This is a genomic window from Alteromonas sp. 76-1 (genome assembly GCF_900654235.1).
GTDB classification, from domain to species: domain Bacteria; phylum Pseudomonadota; class Gammaproteobacteria; order Enterobacterales; family Alteromonadaceae; genus Alteromonas; species Alteromonas naphthalenivorans.
In genome coordinates, this window is the sequence record NZ_LR136958.1 from 571,396 (window position 1) to 591,909 (window position 20,514).

18 protein-coding genes and 1 tRNA gene are annotated in these 20,514 nt (G+C 43.8%); 14 read left to right on the plus strand and 5 right to left on the minus strand.

The window, feature by feature from the left end:
* Positions 1–99 precede the first annotated feature (99 nt).
* Together ALT761_RS02380 and rhlB are read right to left on the minus strand one after the other, a co-directional pair.
* Positions 100–1,611 carry a Ppx/GppA phosphatase family protein gene (locus ALT761_RS02380; protein ID WP_129740546.1) on the minus strand — a complete coding sequence of 504 codons (1,512 nt, stop codon included), beginning with the start codon at positions 1,609–1,611 and terminating at the stop codon, positions 100–102.
* A gap of 13 nt (positions 1,612–1,624) precedes the next feature.
* Entirely contained in the window at positions 1,625–2,932 is a 1,308-nt protein-coding gene (rhlB, locus tag ALT761_RS02385) for an ATP-dependent RNA helicase RhlB (protein ID WP_126872911.1), read from the minus strand.
* 99 nt (positions 2,933–3,031) lie between these two features.
* Between rhlB and trxA (ALT761_RS02390) the strand changes: the two genes are divergently transcribed.
* The 4 genes from trxA (ALT761_RS02390) (at position 3,032) to ALT761_RS02405 (ending at position 9,242) form a co-directional block, all read left to right on the plus strand.
* A complete protein-coding gene (trxA, locus tag ALT761_RS02390) occupies positions 3,032–3,358 on the plus strand; it encodes a thioredoxin TrxA (protein WP_013785606.1) in 327 nt (108 codons plus the stop codon).
* A 279-nt stretch (positions 3,359–3,637) separates the two neighbouring features.
* Positions 3,638–4,903 (plus strand): transcription termination factor Rho, encoded by a 1,266-nt coding sequence (rho, locus tag ALT761_RS02395; RefSeq protein ID WP_013785605.1) that lies wholly within the window; start codon positions 3,638–3,640, stop codon positions 4,901–4,903.
* Between the two features lie 211 nt (positions 4,904–5,114).
* Complete coding sequence (locus ALT761_RS02400; protein WP_129736116.1) at positions 5,115–6,404, plus strand: amidohydrolase; 1,290 nt, start codon at positions 5,115–5,117, stop codon at positions 6,402–6,404.
* Positions 6,405–6,431: 27 nt separating this feature from the next.
* Positions 6,432–9,242, plus strand: coding sequence for a hybrid sensor histidine kinase/response regulator (locus ALT761_RS02405; protein ID WP_129736119.1), 2,811 nt, complete (start codon positions 6,432–6,434; stop codon positions 9,240–9,242).
* Here ALT761_RS02405 and nhaA read toward each other — a convergent pair.
* Positions 9,204–10,481: a Na+/H+ antiporter NhaA gene (nhaA, locus tag ALT761_RS02410; protein ID WP_129736122.1), complete on the minus strand. Its 1,278-nt coding sequence runs from the start codon at positions 10,479–10,481 to the stop codon at positions 9,204–9,206. The two genes, ALT761_RS02405 and nhaA, sit on opposite strands and share 39 nt — an antisense overlap.
* A 241-nt stretch (positions 10,482–10,722) precedes the next feature.
* On the opposite strand from nhaA, the gene purE reads away from it, so the two are divergent.
* The 6 genes from purE to ALT761_RS02440 all read left to right on the plus strand — a co-directional run bounded on the left by purE (position 10,723) and on the right by ALT761_RS02440 (position 14,947).
* Entirely contained in the window at positions 10,723–11,217 is a 495-nt protein-coding gene (gene purE, locus ALT761_RS02415) for a 5-(carboxyamino)imidazole ribonucleotide mutase (RefSeq protein ID WP_013785601.1), read from the plus strand.
* Complete coding sequence (locus tag ALT761_RS02420; protein WP_129736125.1) at positions 11,214–12,350, plus strand: 5-(carboxyamino)imidazole ribonucleotide synthase; 1,137 nt, start codon at positions 11,214–11,216, stop codon at positions 12,348–12,350. The genes purE and ALT761_RS02420 overlap by 4 nt, the downstream gene beginning before the upstream one ends.
* 61 nt (positions 12,351–12,411) lie before the next feature.
* Positions 12,412–12,487, plus strand: a tRNA-Thr gene (locus ALT761_RS02425).
* A 198-nt stretch (positions 12,488–12,685) separates the two neighbouring features.
* Positions 12,686–13,171: a copper chaperone PCu(A)C gene (locus tag ALT761_RS02430; RefSeq protein ID WP_129736128.1), complete on the plus strand. Its 486-nt coding sequence runs from the start codon at positions 12,686–12,688 to the stop codon at positions 13,169–13,171.
* A gap of 139 nt (positions 13,172–13,310) precedes the next feature.
* Positions 13,311–13,784 (plus strand): Dps family protein, encoded by a 474-nt coding sequence (locus ALT761_RS02435; RefSeq protein ID WP_013785598.1) that lies wholly within the window; start codon positions 13,311–13,313, stop codon positions 13,782–13,784.
* A 29-nt stretch (positions 13,785–13,813) separates the two neighbouring features.
* Entirely contained in the window at positions 13,814–14,947 is a 1,134-nt protein-coding gene (locus tag ALT761_RS02440; protein ID WP_129736131.1) for a PQQ-dependent sugar dehydrogenase, read from the plus strand.
* A 149-nt stretch (positions 14,948–15,096) separates the two neighbouring features.
* Here the strand turns inward: ALT761_RS02440 and ALT761_RS02445 are convergent, their stop codons facing one another.
* Positions 15,097–15,426, minus strand: a complete 330-nt coding sequence (locus tag ALT761_RS02445) for a DUF962 domain-containing protein (protein ID WP_013785596.1) — start codon at positions 15,424–15,426, stop codon at positions 15,097–15,099.
* Positions 15,427–15,601: 175 nt separating this feature from the next.
* On the opposite strand from ALT761_RS02445, the gene trxA (ALT761_RS02450) reads away from it, so the two are divergent.
* Entirely contained in the window at positions 15,602–16,471 is an 870-nt protein-coding gene (trxA, locus tag ALT761_RS02450; protein ID WP_013785595.1) for a thioredoxin, read from the plus strand.
* Between the two features lie 28 nt (positions 16,472–16,499).
* Here trxA (ALT761_RS02450) and ALT761_RS02455 read toward each other — a convergent pair whose 3' ends face one another.
* Positions 16,500–16,925: a hypothetical protein gene (locus tag ALT761_RS02455; protein ID WP_129736134.1), complete on the minus strand. Its 426-nt coding sequence runs from the start codon at positions 16,923–16,925 to the stop codon at positions 16,500–16,502.
* Positions 16,926–17,208: 283 nt separating this feature from the next.
* On the opposite strand from ALT761_RS02455, the gene ALT761_RS02460 reads away from it, so the two are divergent.
* The 3 genes from ALT761_RS02460 (at position 17,209) to ALT761_RS02470 (ending at position 20,506) form a co-directional block, all read left to right on the plus strand.
* Positions 17,209–17,391, plus strand: a complete 183-nt coding sequence (locus ALT761_RS02460; protein WP_013785593.1) for a DUF2065 domain-containing protein — start codon at positions 17,209–17,211, stop codon at positions 17,389–17,391.
* 173 nt (positions 17,392–17,564) lie between these two features.
* Complete coding sequence (locus tag ALT761_RS02465) at positions 17,565–18,863, plus strand: adenylosuccinate synthase (RefSeq protein ID WP_129736136.1); 1,299 nt, start codon at positions 17,565–17,567, stop codon at positions 18,861–18,863.
* A 236-nt stretch (positions 18,864–19,099) separates the two neighbouring features.
* On the plus strand, positions 19,100–20,506 hold the full coding sequence (locus tag ALT761_RS02470) for an aldehyde dehydrogenase family protein (RefSeq protein WP_129736138.1): 1,407 nt from the start codon (positions 19,100–19,102) through the stop codon (positions 20,504–20,506).
* Positions 20,507–20,514: the final 8 nt, after the last annotated feature.

The following is a 20,514-nucleotide window of genomic DNA, read 5'->3' on the forward strand; positions in this document are numbered from 1 at the left end:
AGAGAAATAAAGAGAAAAGCATATAGGCCAGTTGCTAAAAAAAAGGGATGCGACTTAATGTCGCATCCCTTTTTTATTCTTGATTCTTTATAGCACCGGCTATTTACAGACGAGTTCCCAGCCTGCTTTGTGCTGTAACCAGCTTTCATTGGCCAATTCAGCATTAATCAACGGGTGAGCTTTCAGCCAGCCATCAGGGAAGGAGACTTCCCATTTATCACCTTCGCAGACTAAGTCTACATGGGGGATATGCTTGTTTTGTCTTCGTAAACACAGCACCACAGAAATACGCAATAGCCTAAGCAAACCCTGCAGCATAGGTTGAGAGTCATCATGGTAATTGCTAAAAGCATCAGTGGGAATGGTTAAACGATGATGGGCAACAAGGTCGCGTATAGCCGCTCGCTGCAAGCGTGTGAAGCCTGGCAAGTCAATAAAAGACAGAATGTAAGCGCCATGCTCATGATGCTTTTTATACTCTATATGCAAGCCGGTTTCATGAAGAAGTGCCGCTGCACCTAAAATAGCTTCGGTATCAAGGTGACAAATATTTTGCTGTGAACATAACTGTGAACACAGCTGGGTTGCTACACTTTTAACTGAATTCGCTTGGGCTTTATCGATATGGTAACGCGCCATCGTCTGGTTTAGCGTTTGATCGCGACGGTCATTTTCCTGCATGTTATCTAACATGCCGTAAATAAGCCCTTCACGAAGTGCGCCACCAGAAATATTCATATTTTGAATGGCTAAGGCTTCGAATAAACTAATTAAAATGGCTAAGCCAGAAGGAAAAATGGCCTTGCGATTTTCTTCTAAACCTTCAATGTTAAGCTGGTTAATTTCACCACATTCAACACATTGTTTTTCTAGGTGATAAAGGTAATCAAGTCGTATTGAATCGCTAATGCCTTGCGCCACCAGTATTTCAGTGATGGCCTGTGGAGTACCAGAGGCACCTAAGCAATTTTCCCAATCAAAACAAAGAAAGGCGTCCGCTTCGGGTAAAAGTAATGCTTTCGCCGCTTGCTTGGCATTTTCGAAGTTTTCAGCAGTGATTTTTCCGCCATCAAAATAGCGTTCCATAAAGGTCACGCAGCCCATATCTAAACTTTTTAAGTGGATGGGTTGCATGTCGTTGCCAATAACAATTTCAGTACTGGCACCGCCTATATCTATCACTAAGCTATTACCTTGATTCGCAGAGGTATAGGCTACGCCAAGATAAATCTGACGTGCTTCTTCTTCACCGCTTATCACGTTGAGCTTATGCTTGAGAATTTGTTCGGCTTTCCCAATAAACACTTGGGCATTAGTCGCAAGGCGTAAGGTAGCGGTAGCCACTACCTTAATATTTGAGGGAGGAATATCTTGTAACCGTTCGGAAAAGGTTTGCAGGCACTGCCAACCACGCTCCATGCTCATTTCATCTAGTGCAAAGTCGTCATTCAACCCTGCCGCTAAACGTACTTTCTGTTTCACCTTACCAATGATCTGAACGCTACCATTAACTACGTGAACAATGACCATGTGAAAGCTATTAGAGCCTAAGTCTACAGCGGCGTAATACTCGCCATAGCTTTCAGAGTCGTGTTGAAGTTCTGCCTGCATATTGTCTCGAATGTTAGTTACTGTTTCCGCGGTTAGACGGTTTACCTCTATTTCCACCACTGTTGCCACGACCTTTACCGTTGCCGCGTCGAGACGAGTTTCTCGTGTTTGGTGTGCGTCTGCGTCTTGGTTTAGGCGCATTTACATCATCAAGCAAAGCACTCGCATCGTAATCAGTAACAGGAATAGCATGTTGAATATATTTTTCAATATCTGGCAAGTTCATCGCGTATTTTTCGCACGCAAAACTTATTGCTATTCCACTTTGACCAGCGCGACCGGTTCGACCAATTCGGTGAACGTAGTCTTCTGCATCATCAGGTAAGTCATAGTTAAACACATGGGTGACAGAATCAATATGTAAGCCACGTGCGGCAACATCCGTAGCCACTAAAATATCTAGCTTACCTTTGGTAAAGTCTTCCAAAATACCCAAGCGTTTTTTCTGTGGTACATCACCGCTTAACAAGCCCACACGGTGACCATCGGCAGTAAGCCAGTCGGTCACGCGCTCACAACTGTATTTGGTGTTAGCAAACACAATAGCTTTGTCTGGCCATTCTTCTTCAAATAGCGAAAGAAGCAGTAGCATCTTGTCATCATCTGAAGGGTAGAACAGCTCTTGCGAGACCCGTGTCGCCGTCGTTTGCTCTGGCGCAACTTGAACGTGAGTTGGGTTGTTCATGTGTTCGTAAGCGAGTTCTTGAACGCGATAACTAAGTGTAGCTGAAAACAGCATGCTTAGGCGTTCAGTAGCAGGCGGTAGGCGACGGAACAAAAAGCGGATATCTTTAATAAAGCCTAAATCGAACATGCGATCGGCTTCATCAAGTACGGCAACTTGAATATTATTCAAGGTAAACACGTTCTGTTTATAATAATCCAGAATGCGTCCTGTCGTACCAATAATGATATCTACCCCTTCTTCTAGGGTTTCCCGTTGACTTTGGTAACCTTCGCCCCCATAAATCAATCCAAGCGATAAACCGGTATGCTCACTGAGCAGTTTGGCATCGTTGAAAATCTGAACGGCTAACTCTCTCGTCGGTGCCATTATGATGGCTCGAGGTCCTTTTGATTTGCTGTTCTCGTCATTATCTGCTTTGCTTAGCAAATAGTGAAAAGTAGCAACCAAGAAGGCAATAGTTTTACCTGTACCCGTTTGAGCTTGTCCGGCAATATCTAAGCCTTCAAGCAACGGAGGCAGAGATAACGCCTGTATTGGTGTACAATTATTAAAATTTGCCGCCGTTAAGGCGTCAACAACCTTGCTATTAATCGGCAGGTCGGAAAAATGAGTATCAGTTAAGTGAGTAGGCATAGCTTATAGCTTATCAGTGCTTGCATTAAAAACGGTTTCTATATAACACTTATGGTAGAGCTGAAACAAATCAGCGACCGACCAAAAATGGAGAAAAGAATGAGCGACAAAATTATCCAGTTATCTGACGATAAATTCGAAGCAGATGTTATCAATGCTGAAGGTCCTGTACTGGTTGACTTTTGGGCCGAATGGTGTGGCCCCTGTAAAATGATCGCGCCAATCTTAGAAGAAGTTGCGAACGAGTTTGAAGGCAAGTTAACAGTTGGCAAGTTGAATGTCGATGAAAATAACGAAACTCCACCTAAATATGGTATTCGTGGTATTCCTACATTACTACTTTTCAAAAACGGTAACGTGGCGGCAACGAAAGTAGGTGCGTTATCTAAAACTCAGTTAGCTGAGTTCTTAAACGAAAACCTTTAGTAAAATAGAGTAGTACAGAAAAAACCGGTGGCCGAGCTACCGGTTTTTTATTTTCACGTGAAAATAAGCAGTTACATCGCCTACAACAGTGTGAATACAAGTTATTTAACAATTGACGAGTAAAACGCTGGACGTTGATTAATTTTAGTGCTAACTTTTCCTTAGCGCTCACCCGAGCAGCATTCTGCTTAGCCTCTATTCAGGCATAATCAAATCAAAAATTAGAACAGAGTGACTACCAGTCCTGTAAGCAAACCCCAAGCACAAAGACCCACCAGTATGAATTTAACAGAATTAAAGAACAAACCGATTAGCGAATTAGTCGCCATGTCCGAAGAAATGGGCCTGGAAAATATGGCTCGCGCTAGAAAACAAGACATCATATTCTCGATACTGAAATCGCATGCGAAAGGCGGCGAAGATATTTTCGGTGACGGGGTTCTGGAAATTTTACAGGACGGTTTTGGTTTCTTGCGGTCAGCAGACTCTTCGTATTTAGCAGGGCCTGATGATATTTACGTATCACCAAGCCAAATTCGTCGATTTAACTTACGAACCGGCGACACTATCGCAGGAAAAATTCGTCCTCCGAAAGACAGTGAGCGTTATTTCGCATTACTTAAAATTCGTGAAGTAAACTTTGATAAACCAGAGAACTCACGAAACAAAATTTTATTTGAAAACCTCACACCTCTACACGCAAACGACCGCTTGCGTATGGAGCGTGGTAATGGCTCAACCGAAGATATCACGGCTCGTGTACTTGATTTAGCGTCGCCAATCGGAAGAGGTCAGCGTGGTCTTATTGTTGCGCCGCCAAAGGCAGGTAAAACATTACTACTGCAAAATATTGCCCAGTCTATCGCAGCCAATCACCCAGAATGTGAATTGATGGTATTGCTTATCGACGAACGTCCAGAAGAAGTAACAGAAATGCATCGCCTGGTACAAGGTGAAGTGGTTGCTTCAACGTTCGATGAACCTGCAAGCCGTCACGTTCAGGTAGCTGAAATGGTTATCGAAAAAGCGAAGCGCTTAGTTGAGCACAAGAAAGATGTGGTTATCTTACTTGATTCAATTACTCGTTTGGCACGTGCTTACAACACGGTTATCCCATCATCAGGTAAAGTACTTACCGGTGGTGTTGATGCCAATGCACTGCATAAGCCTAAGCGTTTCTTTGGTGCTGCACGTAACGTTGAGGAAGGCGGTAGCTTAACCATTATCGCTACAGCGCTTATCGATACTGGCTCTAAAATGGATGAAGTTATCTATGAAGAGTTTAAAGGTACCGGTAACATGGAATTACACTTAAATCGTAAGATTGCTGAAAAGCGTGTATTCCCAGCTATCGACTTCAACCGTTCAGGTACCCGTCGTGAAGAGCTATTAACGTCACAAGAAGAACTACAGAAAATGTGGATCTTACGCAAAATTGTGCACGAGATGTCAGAGATTGATGCCATAGAGTTCCTTATCAATAAGCTCGCTATGACTAAGACTAACGATGAGTTCTTCAACGCCATGAAGCGTCAAAAGAGCTAACCCGTTTTTATAGAAAAAGCGCCTAAGGGCGCTTTTTTTGTGTCCGAATTTCACTACCCACCTAATCGAAATAATTCTTATTATACTTCTGTCTAATGTTCGATGCCCATTAAATAGGTTATTTTTAAAAGTCACACCGCAATTGGTACTCGTATTTTTTAGCTACCAGATAGTTTATTCTGGCGTTTTACTCTACAACGGAATAGATGTTATGTATCGAAAGTTAATCTCGCTCGCAATGGTAAGTTGTGCCACTTTTTCCTTTGCACAAGTCGATGTTGATGCATTGGCTACGGAAGTAGAAGCAGACGTTATTGAATGGCGCCACCACTTTCACGAATTCCCTGAGCTTTCTAATCGTGAATTTAACACCGCAAAATACGTAGCTAACTACCTAACATCGCTAGGCCTAGAAGTTGAAACGGGTGTGGCCAGCACTGGCGTAGTTGCAATACTTGATAGCGGCAAACCAGGCCCTGTAGTTGCACTTCGTGCAGATATGGACGGCTTACCGGTTAAAGAACAGGGTGATTTGTCCTACCGTTCTACGCAAATGGGTGAATATAACGGCCAAGAAGTGCCTGTTATGCATGCATGTGGACACGATACGCACATGGCCATGCTAATGGGGGCGGCAAAGATACTGACCAGTATTAAAGGCGAACTTAAAGGTAAAGTGAAGTTTATCTTTCAACCTGCTGAAGAAGGCGCACCTGCTGGTGAAACCGGCGGTGCTGAAGTCATGGTTAAACAAGGGGTACTTAAAAACCCTGATGTAGACGTTATCTTCGGGTTACATATTAGTTCGAACACTGATGTAGGCACAGTGCGCTACAATTCTGGTGGCACCATGGCTGCGGTAGACCCGTTCAAAATTGTTATTCATGGTAAGCAAGCCCATGGCGCATACCCGTGGAAAAGTGTCGACCCAGTGGTCACTGCGGCGCAAATGATCATGTCTATTCAAACCATTGTTAGCCGTGAACTTAAGCTTATTGATGATGCAGCAGTGGTTTCTATTGGTTCAATTCATGGTGGAAACCGCTCTAACATTATTCCCAATGAAGTGGAGATGGTAGGCACCATTCGCACGCTAAATAAAGCGGCCCGTGAACACATTTACGAATCGCTTCCACGTAAAGTGAACGCTATCGCCGAGAGCATGGGCGCAAAAGCCGAACTTACGCTTCCTTTAGATTACTACTACCCCATTACCTATAACGATCCCGCACTTACGCAAGCCATGGTACCAACCATGCAACGCACCGCAGGGGCTGAAAATGCTATCGTTTCAAAGCCGGTTACCGGTGCTGAAGACTTTTCCTTTTTCCAAGAAAAAGTACCAGGTTTGTACGTTTGGGTAGGTGGTAAGCCTCTAGATGTTTCCGAGCAAGAGAGCCCTGCTCACCACACACCTGAATTTTACGTAGACGATTCGGGTATGAAGTTAGGCGTGAAACTACTGACTAACTTTACGTTAGATTACATGGCGCAACATTAATCATGGTGATGCCAGTGGGGGGCGTTGTTGTACGATAAACATCGGTGGTCGTTATCTCTGGTATTACACCTGTTACTTGTAGTGGTTGTGGGTATTGCATTAAATGCAGTGCCTGCGCCATTTGATAGCAGCGGTATCGCTGTATTCGGGGTAGGGGTTGGCGTATACGCCGCACTACGGTTTCCTCCTATAGTCGCAATTCCTATTGCGTTAATTATCTGCGTCCCCTTATGGCTAACTCACGGCAGTATTGTGGGTAAAGAAAGCCTGTCTTTACTGCCTATCGTAGTAAGTTTATTTGGATATAAAAAATCCCTGAGCCGAGTCATTAAAGTTGGTGCTGGTTTTTGGTCACTTATTTTCCTCCCCATTTTATTATTAGAGCACGCGCTTTACGAAGCCGACCAGCCAACGATGATGTTTTCTGGCGTGCTTGTTACTTGGGTAAGTGGCGTGTTTGGGCTTATCTCTGGGCATTTTGTCTTTCTAGCGAATAAAGGGCTTAAACACACTAATACAGGTTCAAAAGAAAAAGTTTCACTGCATTTCCTGTTCAGTTATTTCTTCTCAGGTTGTTTTTTTGCAGCCTCCATGGCGGTGGTGTATTTATCTGTAGCGCTTTATCAAGATGATCAAGAAGCACAAATTATTCGCTACATGCAACAACGTGTCGCGGTATTAGAGCAACAGCTATCCGATTTTATTGGGCAACACCAAAAAGCGATAGCGGTTGCCTCGCAGTCACTTTCTACGCCTTATGCGATTGAAAAATTAGAAGAGGCTAGCAACAATCAGCTTTCAGTTTTGGCTGCGCACTATCCTGAATTCATCACTTTCTTAGTGGCTGATGAAAGTGGGAATATAACCCATTCCTACCCACCTGGGCTGCTAAATAAAGCACAGGCAGCTGGGGCTGCAAATGTGGCTTATCGGCCTTATTTTTCTCAGGCAATGGAAATGGGCGGGCCGTATCTTTCTAACGTTTTCCAAGGCCAAGGGTTTGGAAACGACGCCATTGTTGCCATGTCTTCACCTATTATAAATGAGTATGGCGTACCTATTGGTATCGTGGAGGGCTCATTATCTCTACGCAGCTTCTCTTCAGTAGATGCCCTTAATCTCGATGGTTTTTCGCTTTTGCTCGAAGATGCAAAGGGCGAGGTTATTTACGCATCATCAGAGCTAGGCTTGAAACCACTGAACAAAGCACCTTCGTATTTATGCGAAGGTGAGTGTGATATAAAAATTGAAGACGGACCGCTCAATAAGGAGTGGTTGAGGCTGCAAGGTCAGCTGCCTACTGCAAATTGGCAGGTTAGCTATTACTACGATTATCGACGTTTGTTGTCGGTAATGAGTGAGTATTTGTTGACTGATTTATTGTTGCTACTTGTCTTGTCTGTATTTGGTACATTTATGGGCTCTGTGGTGGCACGAATGATTGAGTCTCCTATTCGCAGGCTCATACGTTATATCGCCAATTTTACGCCCTCAGAAGTGCGTAGAGAGCCTAACTTGGTGGGGAGTACGTTGCATATACAGGAACTCGCTTCACTAAATGACGAGTTCAGTAGCTTAGAAGGGCGCCTAGTTGATGCGTTTAAAGCCCTTGAATTTGCCCGCGTTAAAGAACAAACGTTGAACGTAGAGCTTGCTGAGTTCAACCATAGCTTAGAAAATAAGATAGAAGAGAAAACGCGACATTTGGCTACGGCGCTTGAAGAAGCAAAAGCGGCGAGCGTGGCTAAAACCCAATTCTTAGCCAATATGAGCCATGAAATACGTACCCCAATGAACGGCATTATTGGATCGTGTGAATTAATGATGGAATTACCTTTACCTAGCGGGGCACGGCATAGAACAGAAACGATTTCGACTTCTGCCAGCCACCTATTAATGATCCTTGATAGCATCTTAGATTGGTCAAAAATTGAATCTGGTAAAATGTTGCTAGATAAGCGTAGTGTTTCCGTCGCCCAGACCATTGATGCATGTAGTGTGCTATATGAGCGAAGTGCAAGTAAGAAGGGCATTTCGATTAACGTTAATATTGATGAAAGCGTGCCAAAAGCGGTCATTACTGATGGTGGTAAGCTTAGTCAAATCATTAATAACCTTGTCAGCAATGCAATTAAGTTTACTCACCAAGGCACCATTTTGGTTGAGGCCAAGTACAGACAAGGCGAGCTCTCTTGTTCGGTTACTGATTCGGGCATTGGCATATCTGCACAAAAAATAGAGAGTATATTCGACCAATTTGAACAGGCTGATGCCACTATAACCCGAGATTATGGTGGAACTGGATTGGGCTTAGCCATCACAAAAGGCTTAGTGGAGCTACTTGGTGGCAGTATTTCAGTTGACAGCAATGAAGGCACGGGTACCACGTTTTGTTTTAGTTTTCCGTGTGAGAAAGGCGACGCGCAAGAAGCTTCCTCCAATTTAAAAATACAGTCTTTACCAAGTACATTAAGGGTATTGCTTGCTGAAGACAACGATGTAAATGCCGATATTGTAATGGATATGCTTGGCTCTGTTGGCGTTAAACGCTTTAGGGCTAAAAACGGTATGGAAGCGATTGAAGCCGCAAAGCGTCATGCGTTTGATGTCATTTTGATGGATTACCAAATGCCCGTTATGGACGGGCTGACAGCCTCGAAACACATTCGCCAACAAGCTAAAAATAAAGATAAGGTGATCATTATCGCACTAACGGCAAATGCTTATGCAGATGATAAAGCGGCATGTTTAGCCGCGGGTATGAATGCACATTTAAGCAAGCCAATTAGGAAGCAGGTATTAATCGACAGTATTGCCCGTGAGCTTGCTCGCGTTTGAGGCTATCTTACCTTCATTGTTAACCGGTTTGTTGCCTACGAAATACAATACAATGTAACCCAAGATTGCTGATACAACTGACCCGGCCAAAATACCTACTCGCTCGTCAAAAATCTGATTAATACCCGTTTCTTCAAAAGCCAAACCACCAATAAATAAGCTCATGGTAAAGCCCACACCACACAGCAGTGCACAACCGTAAATATGCTTTAAGTTAAGGTCATCAGGCAAGGTCGCTAGCTTGAGTTTAATCATCAGATAACAAAAGCCAAATACGCCAATTTGCTTACCAATCACTAAGCCTAAAAATATGCCAAAAGTAACAGGGTGAAAAATACCCTCGGGGCTAATATTACCGAAGCTTATTCCTGCATTAGCGAAAGCAAAAAGGGGTAAAATGGCGAAACTTACCGTGCTATTTAAGCTATGTTCTAAGCGCGTAACCGGTGAATAGGTTTCATCCCTACTGTCTCGCATAGGGATAAAAGCCGCTAATATCACACCTGCTAGCGTAGCATGCACCCCAGATTTGAGCATGGCTACCCACAATATAATACCTACCATCATATAGGCGGGAATATCCACTACATTTCGTCTGTTCATTTGCCACAACAGCAGTAAGCACGCTGCTGCCACTAACAGCGCGCCCATAGTGATGTGGTTAGTATAGAAAAGCGCAATTATCACAATAGCGCCAATATCATCAATAATGGCCAAGGTGACTAAGAAAATCTTAAGGCTAGTGGGTACACGACTCCCTAATAACGCCAAAATACCCAATGCAAAGGCAATATCGGTTGCCGCTGGAATCGCCCAACCGGCAATGGCCACAGGGTTATCCCAGTTAATGCCTACGTAAATTAGGGCAGGTAATAACATGCCACCAATCGCACCGGTGGCAGGTAAAATAATGTCTTTAGGATTTGATAACTCGCCTTCACATATTTCACGTTTTAACTCTAGTCCAACATGAAAGAAGAAAACGGCCATAAAACCGTCGTTAATCCATAACAATAAGGGTTTATCAATCGCCCACGTGCCCGCAGAAATTTGCACTGGAAGGCTAATTAATTGGTCGTAAAGGTGATCAAGAGGGGAGTTAGCAATAATAAGCGCCAGTACAGTAGCAATCATCAGTAAAATGCCAGGCGCGGCTTCTCGATTGAGAAAATCTGATACTACAACCTGTACTTCTTTAATCGCGTCATCAATTACGTCTGTTTGATGTGCTTTCGACATTATCGATACCTCCGTTTACCTAAGCCTTATGAAGGCCCACAACCAGCCAAGTGAAAAAGGTAGTCATAAAGAATACCAAGTGGCACTGGAAGGATTAACTATTTGTAATTATATAGGGGTTTTACGAAAATGAAGGCCTTGCCAGATCACTTACGGCTAATATGTGGGATTTGTTGGCGATTTAGGCTACAATCGCGGGCTTTTCCGGTTATCCAATTTACCTATCTCAGAGGATTTCTAGATGGCAAAAGTCGCAATAGTTATGGGCTCGACCTCAGACTGGCCCACCATGCAACAAGCAGCAAAAATGCTGAAGTCGTTTGGTGTTGAATTCGACGCAAAAGTGGTGTCAGCACACAGAACGCCAAACTTGTTGGTTGAATTTGCCGAAGGGGCAGCAGATGAAGGCTTTAGTGCCATTATTGCTGGCGCAGGTGGTGCAGCACACTTACCGGGAATGATTGCTGCGCACACGCACTTGCCAGTATTCGGTTGTCCAGTAAAGTCTAAAGCATTAAGCGGTCTTGATTCCCTGTTATCAATTGTACAAATGCCCAAAGGCGTTGCGGTTGGCACATTAGCCATCGGCGAAGCGGGTGCAGCCAATGCAGGTTTGCTAGCGGCGCAAGTGGTGGCATTGCAAGATACGAATGTACGCGATGCGGTTATTGCCTTTCGAAAGCAGCAGACTGAAACAGTATTGGCTTCTAGCAATACTTTGGAGCTTGACGAATGAGAGTAGTCGTTTACGGTGCAGGCCAATTGGCGCAAATGATGTATTTGGCGGGCAGTCCGCTTGGCATTGAAGTGCAGGCTGTCGACGTAAACAACGATACTGTCGTGCACCCTGTAAGTAAAAGCCCTTTAGATACTTCCTTAGACCAAGCCTTAGAAGGTGCTGATGCACTCACGGTAGAATTTGAGCATGTGCCAGAGCACCTGCTTGAAGAAGCTACCAAAACGGGTAAGTTAATGCCCAGCATTGAAAGCATTTTAGTCGGTGCTGATAGAGTGCGAGAGAAAGCATTGCTTGAGGGCATGAAGGTCGCTAACAGTGCACACCGCATTGTTACTCACCTAGAACAGCTTGATGAATGCATTGAAACGCTTGGTGAAAAGCTCATTCTAAAATCCAGTCGTGATGGCTACGATGGTTACGGTCAATGGCGATTAGCGAATAAAGAAGAGTTGCCTGAGCTTAAACGGGCTTTAGCTACCTTAAATTTAGAGAAAGTACCTCTTGTGGTAGAGAAGATGGTGCCTTTTGAACGTGAACTTTCATTAATTGGGGTACGCAATAAGCAAGGTGATGTGCGTACTTACCCGCTTGCTGAAAACTTACATTATCAAGGCCAACTTCATGTGTCGGTTGCCCCTGCTACCCAAGTTGACGATGCACTTCAAGCCAAAGCGCACGATATTTTCGTGAAACTGGCTGAAGGCATGGACTATGTCGGCGTGTTAGCGGTGGAATTATTTCAGTGTGGTGATGAACTCTTGGTTAATGAACTTGCGCCAAGAGTGCATAATTCTGGTCATTGGAGTCAATCGGGAGCAGTAACCAGTCAATTTGAAAATCATCTTCGTGCCATTTGTGGTTTACCTTTGGGTGACACATCGGCTATTGGCCCAAGCGCAATGATTAATATTATTGGCTGCAGCAGTTTCTCAAGAGAACTTTTGAGTATTGATGGCAGTCATCTGCACTGGTATGGAAAGTCGGTGCGCGAAAAACGCAAGATGGGTCATATTAATGTGACTACTGACAGCTACACAAAATTGGGCGAAAAATTACACGATTTGAGTCAATATTTGCCATTAGAGTACTTTCCGAAACTGATTGGCGAGGCAAAACGTTTAAAAGGTTGACAACCTTTTAATTGTGGCTATTATACGCATCCGCTGTTAACCCAGCGGGTGTGAAAAGTGTGCCGACTTAGCTCAGTTGGTAGAGCAACTGACTTGTAATCAGTAGGTCGCCAGTTCGATTCCGGCAGTCGGCACCATTCTCTCACAGTAGGGTCTTTCACGTTATGGTCTTTTACATAAAGGCCTTCATACAATGTTTTGACCTAGCGTTTTCTAGGTTAGCTTCGTTGTTATAGTTTTCCCTTTCGGGATACATCTCCAGATTTTCTATATTCTCTTCTTTATTGAATAAACCTACCGTACACTAGCAGCCAACTTTTTTTGGAAGCAGCGGTATGACACCTATTACTCATTCTTTACCCTTTAAGTTACTCGCCCTGTTTATGTTTGCGCTGTCGGCGTGCAGTGTTCAAGCTACGCACCCTATTTCTATTAGTGCCGGTTACGCCCGCGCTACGTTTCCAATGGCACAATCTGCAGCACTTTATTTCACTTTGCATAATCAAAGCGAAACACCGACTAAAATAACGGGCGTTACGGTCAGCAGTGATATTGCCAGCGACGCGCAAATTCATACCACCGAAATGAATGATGACATGATGCGTATGCGAGAAGTAAAAGAAGGAATAGTCATAGCGCCAAATGACTCGGTTTCTTTTGCGCCTGGCGGGTATCACGTGATGTTGTTGGGATTAGAAAAAGGACTGGTTGAAGGAAGCAGAGTGTCATTGACCTTGTCTTTTGATTCCGCCGCTGACTACACCGTTGAATTACCGGTTAAAGGAATGGGTAAAGATGCAGGCCATCAGCATCATCACTGAAGTGAATCGTCAAAGTAGATGTGTACAATCGTTAAAATAATAATCCAAATCAATATTCTTAGAGTATCATTAAGGTAAGATTTGAATGGTATTTCCAATTCTAAATTAGTGAATTAGTTGCTAACCCAAGGAGAGATATATGAGCAAGATTGATATCGGCATTTCAGAAGAAGATCGTAATGCAGTGGCTGAAGGCCTTAAAAAACTATTAGCAGATTCTTACACGCTTTACCTACAAACCCATAACTTCCATTGGAATGTAGAAGGTCCACAATTTAGACAACTACATTTGATGTTCGAAGAGCAATACACAGAGCTTGCAGAAGCCGTAGATGAAATTGCTGAACGTATTCGTACACTGGGTGTTTCAGCGCCAGGTACTTACAAATCATTCGCGGAATTAAGTGCAATTGATGAAGTGGAAGGTGTACCTGAAGCATCAGAAATGGTGGCGTTACTTACCCATGGTCACGAGCAAGTGGTTAAAACATCACGTGATTCACTTAAGTTAGCGCAAGACGCAGATGATGAATCTTCTGCTGCATTGATTGGCGACCGTATGCGCGTTCACGAAAAGTCTGCTTGGATGCTTCGCGCAATGTTGGCAAAATAAGCCGGAATATACTTCACGGCGGATAAATTATGACACGCACTATGATAAACGTGCTGTCTGTTTGTACATTAACGCTGGCTGGGGCAACTCAGCCAGCGTTTTCGCAACAAGCAGATGCTAAAACACCAACAGATGAAAACCTTGTCGTTACTGAATTAGCACAAGGATTAGTTCACCCTTGGGGGATGACCTTCCTCCCTAACGGCGACATGCTGATTACCGAGCGAGAGGGCGGTATTAGGCGCCTAAGTCAATCCGGTGAACTATCGCCGCGCTTATCAAATGTGCCTGAGGTAGAAGCGAATAATCAAGGCGGTATGTTAGATATTGCTATCGACCCTGAGTTTGAAGCTAATAACACGGTTTACTTTTGTTTTAGCCAGCCGGGTGAAGGTGGAAGCAGCAGTAGCGTTGCCAAAGCAACACTAAGCGGTAACGCGCTGGCAAATGTAGAAACTATCTTTAGTGCCGCGCCACTTATTGATAATGGCTTTCATTTTGGTTGTCGCTTAGCGTTTGATGCGAACAAGCAATTGTTTATCACCTTGGGCGACCGTTATAAATATATGAAGGAAGCGCAAAATACCGATAACCATTTCGGTACTATTGTGCGAATTAACCGCGATGGCAGTGTGCCTAGCGATAACCCTTTTACTGACGGTAAAGCGCCTGAAATTTATAGTTACGGCCATCGAAATGTTCAAGGCATTACCATTCACCCAGAAACGGGTGAAGTATGGGCAATGGAACACGGGCCAAAGGGCGGTGATGAAGTTAACTTGCTGTCGAAAGGTGCTAACTACGGTTGGCCTGTCATTACCTATGGTATTGATTACAGCGGCGACATTATTAGTAATAAAACGCATATGGATGGCATGGAACAACCCGTACTTTACTGGGACCCTTCTATTGCACCAAGCGGTATGACCTTCTACCACGGTGACTTGTTTCCACAGTGGAACGGAGATTTGTTAGTAGGCTCGTTAAAGTTCACTCACTTACGACATATCGAGATGGATGGCGGTAAGCCTGGTGAGCAGCATGAATATGTGCGTGATAACCAAGCCCGTATTCGTGATGTAGAAGTTGGACCTAACGGCGCTATCTATTTACTAACCGATGCCACCAACGGCAAAGTGTTAAAGCTTACCCCTGCTAAGTAAATGAGTGGCGTAGCCTTATTTCTGCCGTGTTGAAAACGGCTAGATATTGAGACTAAAATTTCAAAAGCCAGCGTACTGGGTGTCACTTCACTGTGTGCGTCTGGCTTTTTTGTTTTTTGTACCGATTAGGTGATAGGGTTTTACAGTCGCTAAGCGCTAAGACTTACTTTACCTATTAGAATGTCTTTAAACATCACCCAGTCTCCCAGCAGGCTATAAAGCGGGTGGCGAAAAGTCGCAGGCCTATTTTTCTCATAAAAGAAATGCCCCACCCACGCAAAGCCGTAGCCTACTACTGGGATCAGCCATAACAATGCGAAGTTACTCGTAATTAAGCTGCTGGCGATGACACCTAACACTAACCAAGAACCAATAAAGTGTAATTTTCTACAGGTTAAATTGGCATGTTCTGCAAGGTAATAAGGATAGAACTCGCTAAAAGATTGAAATTGAGTTTGAACGTTTGACTCGGTAGCCATGACGTAGCCCTCCAGTGAGTATCGTTATGCGTGAGTTAACAACAAATTAACACGCCAGCCAAGGTAAGTATGTCGTGAATACGACATTGTTGCCGATTTTTTGTAGCGGTTGTTTTTTGCTATCAGTTACCCCATATTCATTGTCAGAAAATAAATGTTTTAAAAGGCCCACGTTATGGACAATCTTGTTGCGAACAATGCGGCAACTATCGTTGATATTACTGTTGAAAATTTTCAGCAAGTTATCTTGGAAGCATCACAAGAAAAGCTAGTGCTTATTGATTTTTGGGCAGACTGGTGCGAGCCATGTAAAGATTTACTGCCTATCTTAGAAAAGATAGCAGGAGAGTATGCCGAACACCTTATTCTTGCCAAAGTAGACTGCGAAACGCAGCAGGAAGTTGCAGGCCAATTTGGTATCCGTAGTTTGCCGACCGTGATGGTGGTGCAAAACGGTCAACCTGTAGATGGCTTTGCGGGTGTGCAACCCGAAGCGCAAATTCGTGAGATGCTAGCTAAGTACCTACCTAATCCAGAAGATGATTTTCTTGCGGCGGCAGGACAAGCTATTCAACGGGGCGACTATGTAGAAGGCTTATCGAATGCGAAACAAGTTTTAGAGATGAGCCCTGACAACATCAATGCCAAGTATATGGTTATTGATTGCTACATTGAGACAGGGTCGATAACACAGGCTAAAGCCATGTTGGACGAGATTAAGTTAGTCGATCAAGATGCGCGTTATAATACCCTTAACGGTAAAATAGAACTTGCTGAACAGGCAGCTGATACACCTGAAATTCGCCAATTGCAGGCGTCGGTAGCGGCTAATCCAGATGACTTACAACTTAAAGTGGATTTGGCTGTGCAGTTACACCAAGCTAATAAATCGGAAGAGGCGTTATCCTTGTTGCTCAGCGTACTTAAAAAAGAGCTAGGCTTTGGGGATGCACGTAAAATAATGCTGGATATGATTAATGCATTAACCGACGGTGATGCGCTCAAATCTGAATATAGACGCAAGGTCTACAGCTTGCTTTATTAACATTAAATGTAAGGGCGCTTATGTGCCCTTACGTTTTGGCTATAGGTGAAAAGCCTTCTTTGTCTAGCCAATTAAGCGCTGAGAAGTAGTGCTGAAAGTAGTTTCTTTCATAACCTTGAAGATTAAAGTCTCTTTCTTTGGCAGGGTGGGTATATTCTAGCTGCGCGCGCTTTACCATGCCGGTGTCTAACACATAGGCAGAGCGTCGTAGCCCTTTAGTAATGCTATGTTTTATAGCGCCAATGACGACTTGTTGTGTATCTGGTGTAGACAATACCCATCTGCGGCCATCTAGAATAGCGCCCCATGGTTTATCTTCGAACCTGTCCACTAGGTCATGCATTTCTTCAGAAAAGGCTTCAGCGGTTTTTAAATTCCACGCGCCCGTAGCAAACACTTCCAATACATTCCCAGAGATATCTAACGCATAATTTCCATATTTGGGAAAACGCATGAATTTGTTTCCGTGTGATTGAGTGCAATACTTTACATATAGCAGATGATAGATTTTTTGCACTATTTTGCGTTAGAAAAAGTGAAAAATTTCAGTAGGTTGAATATTAAATACTCGAATAACCATTAGGTTAGCAAAATAAGGTATTTATGTGTGCCGTATTCTCTGATGAGTGATTACTATGCTTACGTAATTACCTTAAGCGCCGCTAGCTGCTAGTACGCTTTATGGTATGTTACAGGGTTTAGGTGACAATAATTTAAATAAAACAATGAGGTATATAATGGACTGGCTTTGGCCCGCGCTAGCAATAGTGCTTATTGTAGAGGGAATTGGCCCTTTGTTATTTCCTACGCGCTGGCGCTTATATTTATTGCAAATAAGTCAGATGCCGACCAATCAATTACGCCAAACCGGCGGTGTTTTAGTTGTCATCGGTGTGGTTTGCCTTTTTTACTTGTCTTAATAGGCTTAAATGCGTAACTAAAAATAGTTCGAATATACAGATGGTTAGCGAGGTTCAGACTGAAAAAGTCCATAAATCTGCAATAACTGGCGTATTTTTGCGCATAAAACAGATGATAAAGGGTATGAATTTTTGATAGAATCCCCGCCTAATTTTCTTACACAATATGATTCATGGCAAAGAACGTTGTGGTACTCGGCACTCAATGGGGTGACGAGGGTAAAGGCAAAGTAGTAGACCTACTTACTGATCGAGCAAAATATGTGGTTCGCTATCAAGGCGGTCACAATGCAGGTCATACTCTAGTAATCGACGGTGAAAAAACCGTTCTTCACTTAATCCCATCAGGCATTCTGCGTGACAACGTTACCTGCATTATTGGTAACGGCGTAGTACTCAGCCCAGACGCACTTATGACTGAAATGACTATGCTTGAAGAGCGTGGTGTTCCAGTTCGTGAGCGTTTGAAAATCAGTGAAGCATGCCCGCTTATTCTTCCTTATCACATTGCTTTAGACGTAGCGCGTGAGAAAGCTCGTGGTGCTAAAGCAATTGGTACTACTGGGCGCGGTATTGGTCCAGCATACGAAGATAAAGTGGCTCGCCGTGGTTTACGCGTGGGCGATTTATTCAATGCAGAAGACTTTGCAGCTAAGCTCAAAGAAGTACTTGATGTACACAACTTCACATTGACTAAATACTACGGTGAAGAAGCGGTCGATTTTGATGAAACCTTAAAAGGTGCCATGGCCGTTGCTGACATCCTTAAAGCGATGGTGGTTGATGTTACCGACGAACTAGATAAAGCCCATAAAGCGGGTTTGCCAATCATGTTCGAAGGTGCGCAAGGTACATTACTTGATATCGACCACGGTACATATCCTTATGTAACGTCTTCTAATACTACTGTTGGCGGCGTAGCTACCGGCGCTGGTTTTGGTCCGTTAAAGTTAGATTATGTACTGGGTATTGTTAAGGCTTACACCACACGTGTAGGTTCTGGCCCATTCCCGACCGAGCTTGATTGCGAAGTGGGTAATCATTTAGGTGTTAAAGGTCATGAGTTCGGCGCGACTACCGGTCGTAAACGCCGTACTGGTTGGTTCGATGCCGTGGCAATGAAACGTGCCGTACAAATCAACTCGATTACCGGTTTCTGCTTAACGAAGTTAGACGTGCTTGATGGCCTTGAAACTTTACAAATCTGTGTCGGTTATAAAGATGCAGACGGTAAGGTAAAAGATGTGCCTCCAATGGCGGCTGACGGTTACGATAAAGTCACCCCAGTGTATGAAGAAATGCCAGGTTGGAGCGACAACACGTACGGTGTTACTACGTTTGCGGGCTTACCACAAGCTGCGAAAAATTATATTCAGCGCCTAGAGCACCTTACCGGTGTTCCTGTAGATATTGTTTCTACCGGCCCTGATCGTAACGAGACGATTGTTTTACGTAACCCATACGACGCGTAAACTAACCCCGTCTGGTTAGGCACTTTAAAAGCCCGGTACTTTTTTAAGTTCCGGGCTTTTTTGTGTAGGCAGTAAGCTGATAATGAGGTAATAATTAAACATTAATTAACAAAATAATTGTGTTGTGTTTTATCGCCCTCATTACTATAAAATGAATAACAGCTTATCCGATTGCCCCTGAACCTGAATTTAAATCCCAGCAGGTCAACAGTCTTCATATGTAGGTGGAATGTATTATGTCTAATCAACCAACGCTTCACGCCGTAGAACCCAGCATTTGCTTTCTTGATACGGTGGCCTCGCTTCAAACTAGTTTTAAATCTGGCAAAACCCGCTCAATAGAATGGCGTAAGAGTCAATTAGACGCGCTAAAGCGCCTGCTGATTGAAAATGAGAAAGATATTCTACATGCACTTCATCAAGATTTAGGCAAAAGTGAAAGTGAAGCCTACGTGGCTGAACATGGCTTTTTGCTAACGGATATTAAGCATACCCTAAAGCATTTAAATAAATGGATGCAGCCTCGAAAGGTATCCACCCCACTTATTGCGTGGCCGGGTAAAAGCTTTCAGCAACCAGAACCTTTGGGTACAGTGCTTATCATAGGCGCGTGGAACTACCCCCTTCAGTTGTTGCTAGCACCTTACATTGCAGCACTAGCAGCGGGTAATTGTGCGGTGTTAAAGCCGTCTGAGCTGGCCGTTGAAACCTCAACGATTGTGGCAAAACTCATCCCCCAGTACATGGATACTTCATGTGTAGAAGTCATTGAAGGCGGAAAAGAAGAATCGTCGGCGTTACTTGCGTGTAAATGGGATCATATTTTCTACACTGGCGGCGAAGCGGTTGGCAAAATTGTCATGTCTGCAGCCGCTAGGCATTTAACCCCTGTTACGCTGGAACTTGGCGGTAAAAGCCCCTGTATTGTTGATAGCAGCACCAACTTGAAAATTACCGCGCGTCGAATCGTTTGGGGTAAGTGGATGAATGCCGGGCAAACCTGTATTGCGCCCGACTACGTGCTAGTAGTGAAAGGTTTTGAACAAAAGCTAATAGACGCCATTAAAAAAGAGCTCAAATCTCAGTTTGGTAAAAACCCATTTTCTTCAGATGATTACGGCAACATTATTAATACTCGCCACTTGCATCGCCTTCAAGGATATCTAGATGGTGTAAATGTGGTTTACGGTGGCGATATCAACGAAGCGCGACCTGCCATGACACCCACCTTGGTGCTCGACCCCGCGAAAGACAGCGCTATTATGCAAGAAGAGATATTCGGACCTATTTTACCCATAGTGCCTGTTGCCTCTATCGACGAAGCTATCGGTTTTATCAACGATAGGCCAAAACCACTAGCGCTTTATGCGTTCAGCGACGACGATAAAGTACTTAATAGTATTATTGATAAAACCAGCTCTGGCAGTGTGTGTACTAACGATACGATGATATTTATGACTAACCCAGAACTTCCCTTTGGTGGGGTGGGTAATAGCGGCATGGGCAGTTATCACGGCCAAGCAGGGTTTGATACTTTTAGTCATGTCAAAACCGTAATGAAGCGGGCTTTCGCTTTAGATGCCCCCGTACGTTATGCGCCATTTTCTAAATTCAAACTATCGTTACTAAAGAAATTTTTATAGGACGTGAC

Bases quoted from the DNA above. Each gene is read 5' to 3' on its own strand.
- ALT761_RS02380 (WP_129740546.1), bottom strand. From the start codon at position 1,611: ATGCAGGCAGAACTTCAACACGACTCTGAAAGCTATGGCGAGTATTAC.
- rhlB (WP_126872911.1), bottom strand. From the start codon at position 2,932: ATGCCTACTCACTTAACTGATACTCATTTTTCCGACCTGCCGATTAAT.
- trxA (WP_013785606.1), top strand. From the start codon at position 3,032: ATGAGCGACAAAATTATCCAGTTATCTGACGATAAATTCGAAGCAGAT.
- rho (WP_013785605.1), top strand. From the start codon at position 3,638: ATGAATTTAACAGAATTAAAGAACAAACCGATTAGCGAATTAGTCGCC.
- ALT761_RS02400 (WP_129736116.1), top strand. From the start codon at position 5,115: ATGTATCGAAAGTTAATCTCGCTCGCAATGGTAAGTTGTGCCACTTTT.
- nhaA (WP_129736122.1), bottom strand. From the start codon at position 10,481: ATGTCGAAAGCACATCAAACAGACGTAATTGATGACGCGATTAAAGAA.
- purE (WP_013785601.1), top strand. From the start codon at position 10,723: ATGGCAAAAGTCGCAATAGTTATGGGCTCGACCTCAGACTGGCCCACC.
- ALT761_RS02420 (WP_129736125.1), top strand. From the start codon at position 11,214: ATGAGAGTAGTCGTTTACGGTGCAGGCCAATTGGCGCAAATGATGTAT.
- ALT761_RS02430 (WP_129736128.1), top strand. From the start codon at position 12,686: ATGACACCTATTACTCATTCTTTACCCTTTAAGTTACTCGCCCTGTTT.
- ALT761_RS02435 (WP_013785598.1), top strand. From the start codon at position 13,311: ATGAGCAAGATTGATATCGGCATTTCAGAAGAAGATCGTAATGCAGTG.
- ALT761_RS02440 (WP_129736131.1), top strand. From the start codon at position 13,814: ATGACACGCACTATGATAAACGTGCTGTCTGTTTGTACATTAACGCTG.
- ALT761_RS02445 (WP_013785596.1), bottom strand. From the start codon at position 15,426: ATGGCTACCGAGTCAAACGTTCAAACTCAATTTCAATCTTTTAGCGAG.
- trxA (WP_013785595.1), top strand. From the start codon at position 15,602: ATGGACAATCTTGTTGCGAACAATGCGGCAACTATCGTTGATATTACT.
- ALT761_RS02455 (WP_129736134.1), bottom strand. From the start codon at position 16,925: ATGCGTTTTCCCAAATATGGAAATTATGCGTTAGATATCTCTGGGAAT.
- ALT761_RS02460 (WP_013785593.1), top strand. From the start codon at position 17,209: ATGGACTGGCTTTGGCCCGCGCTAGCAATAGTGCTTATTGTAGAGGGA.
- ALT761_RS02465 (WP_129736136.1), top strand. From the start codon at position 17,565: ATGGCAAAGAACGTTGTGGTACTCGGCACTCAATGGGGTGACGAGGGT.
- ALT761_RS02470 (WP_129736138.1), top strand. From the start codon at position 19,100: ATGTCTAATCAACCAACGCTTCACGCCGTAGAACCCAGCATTTGCTTT.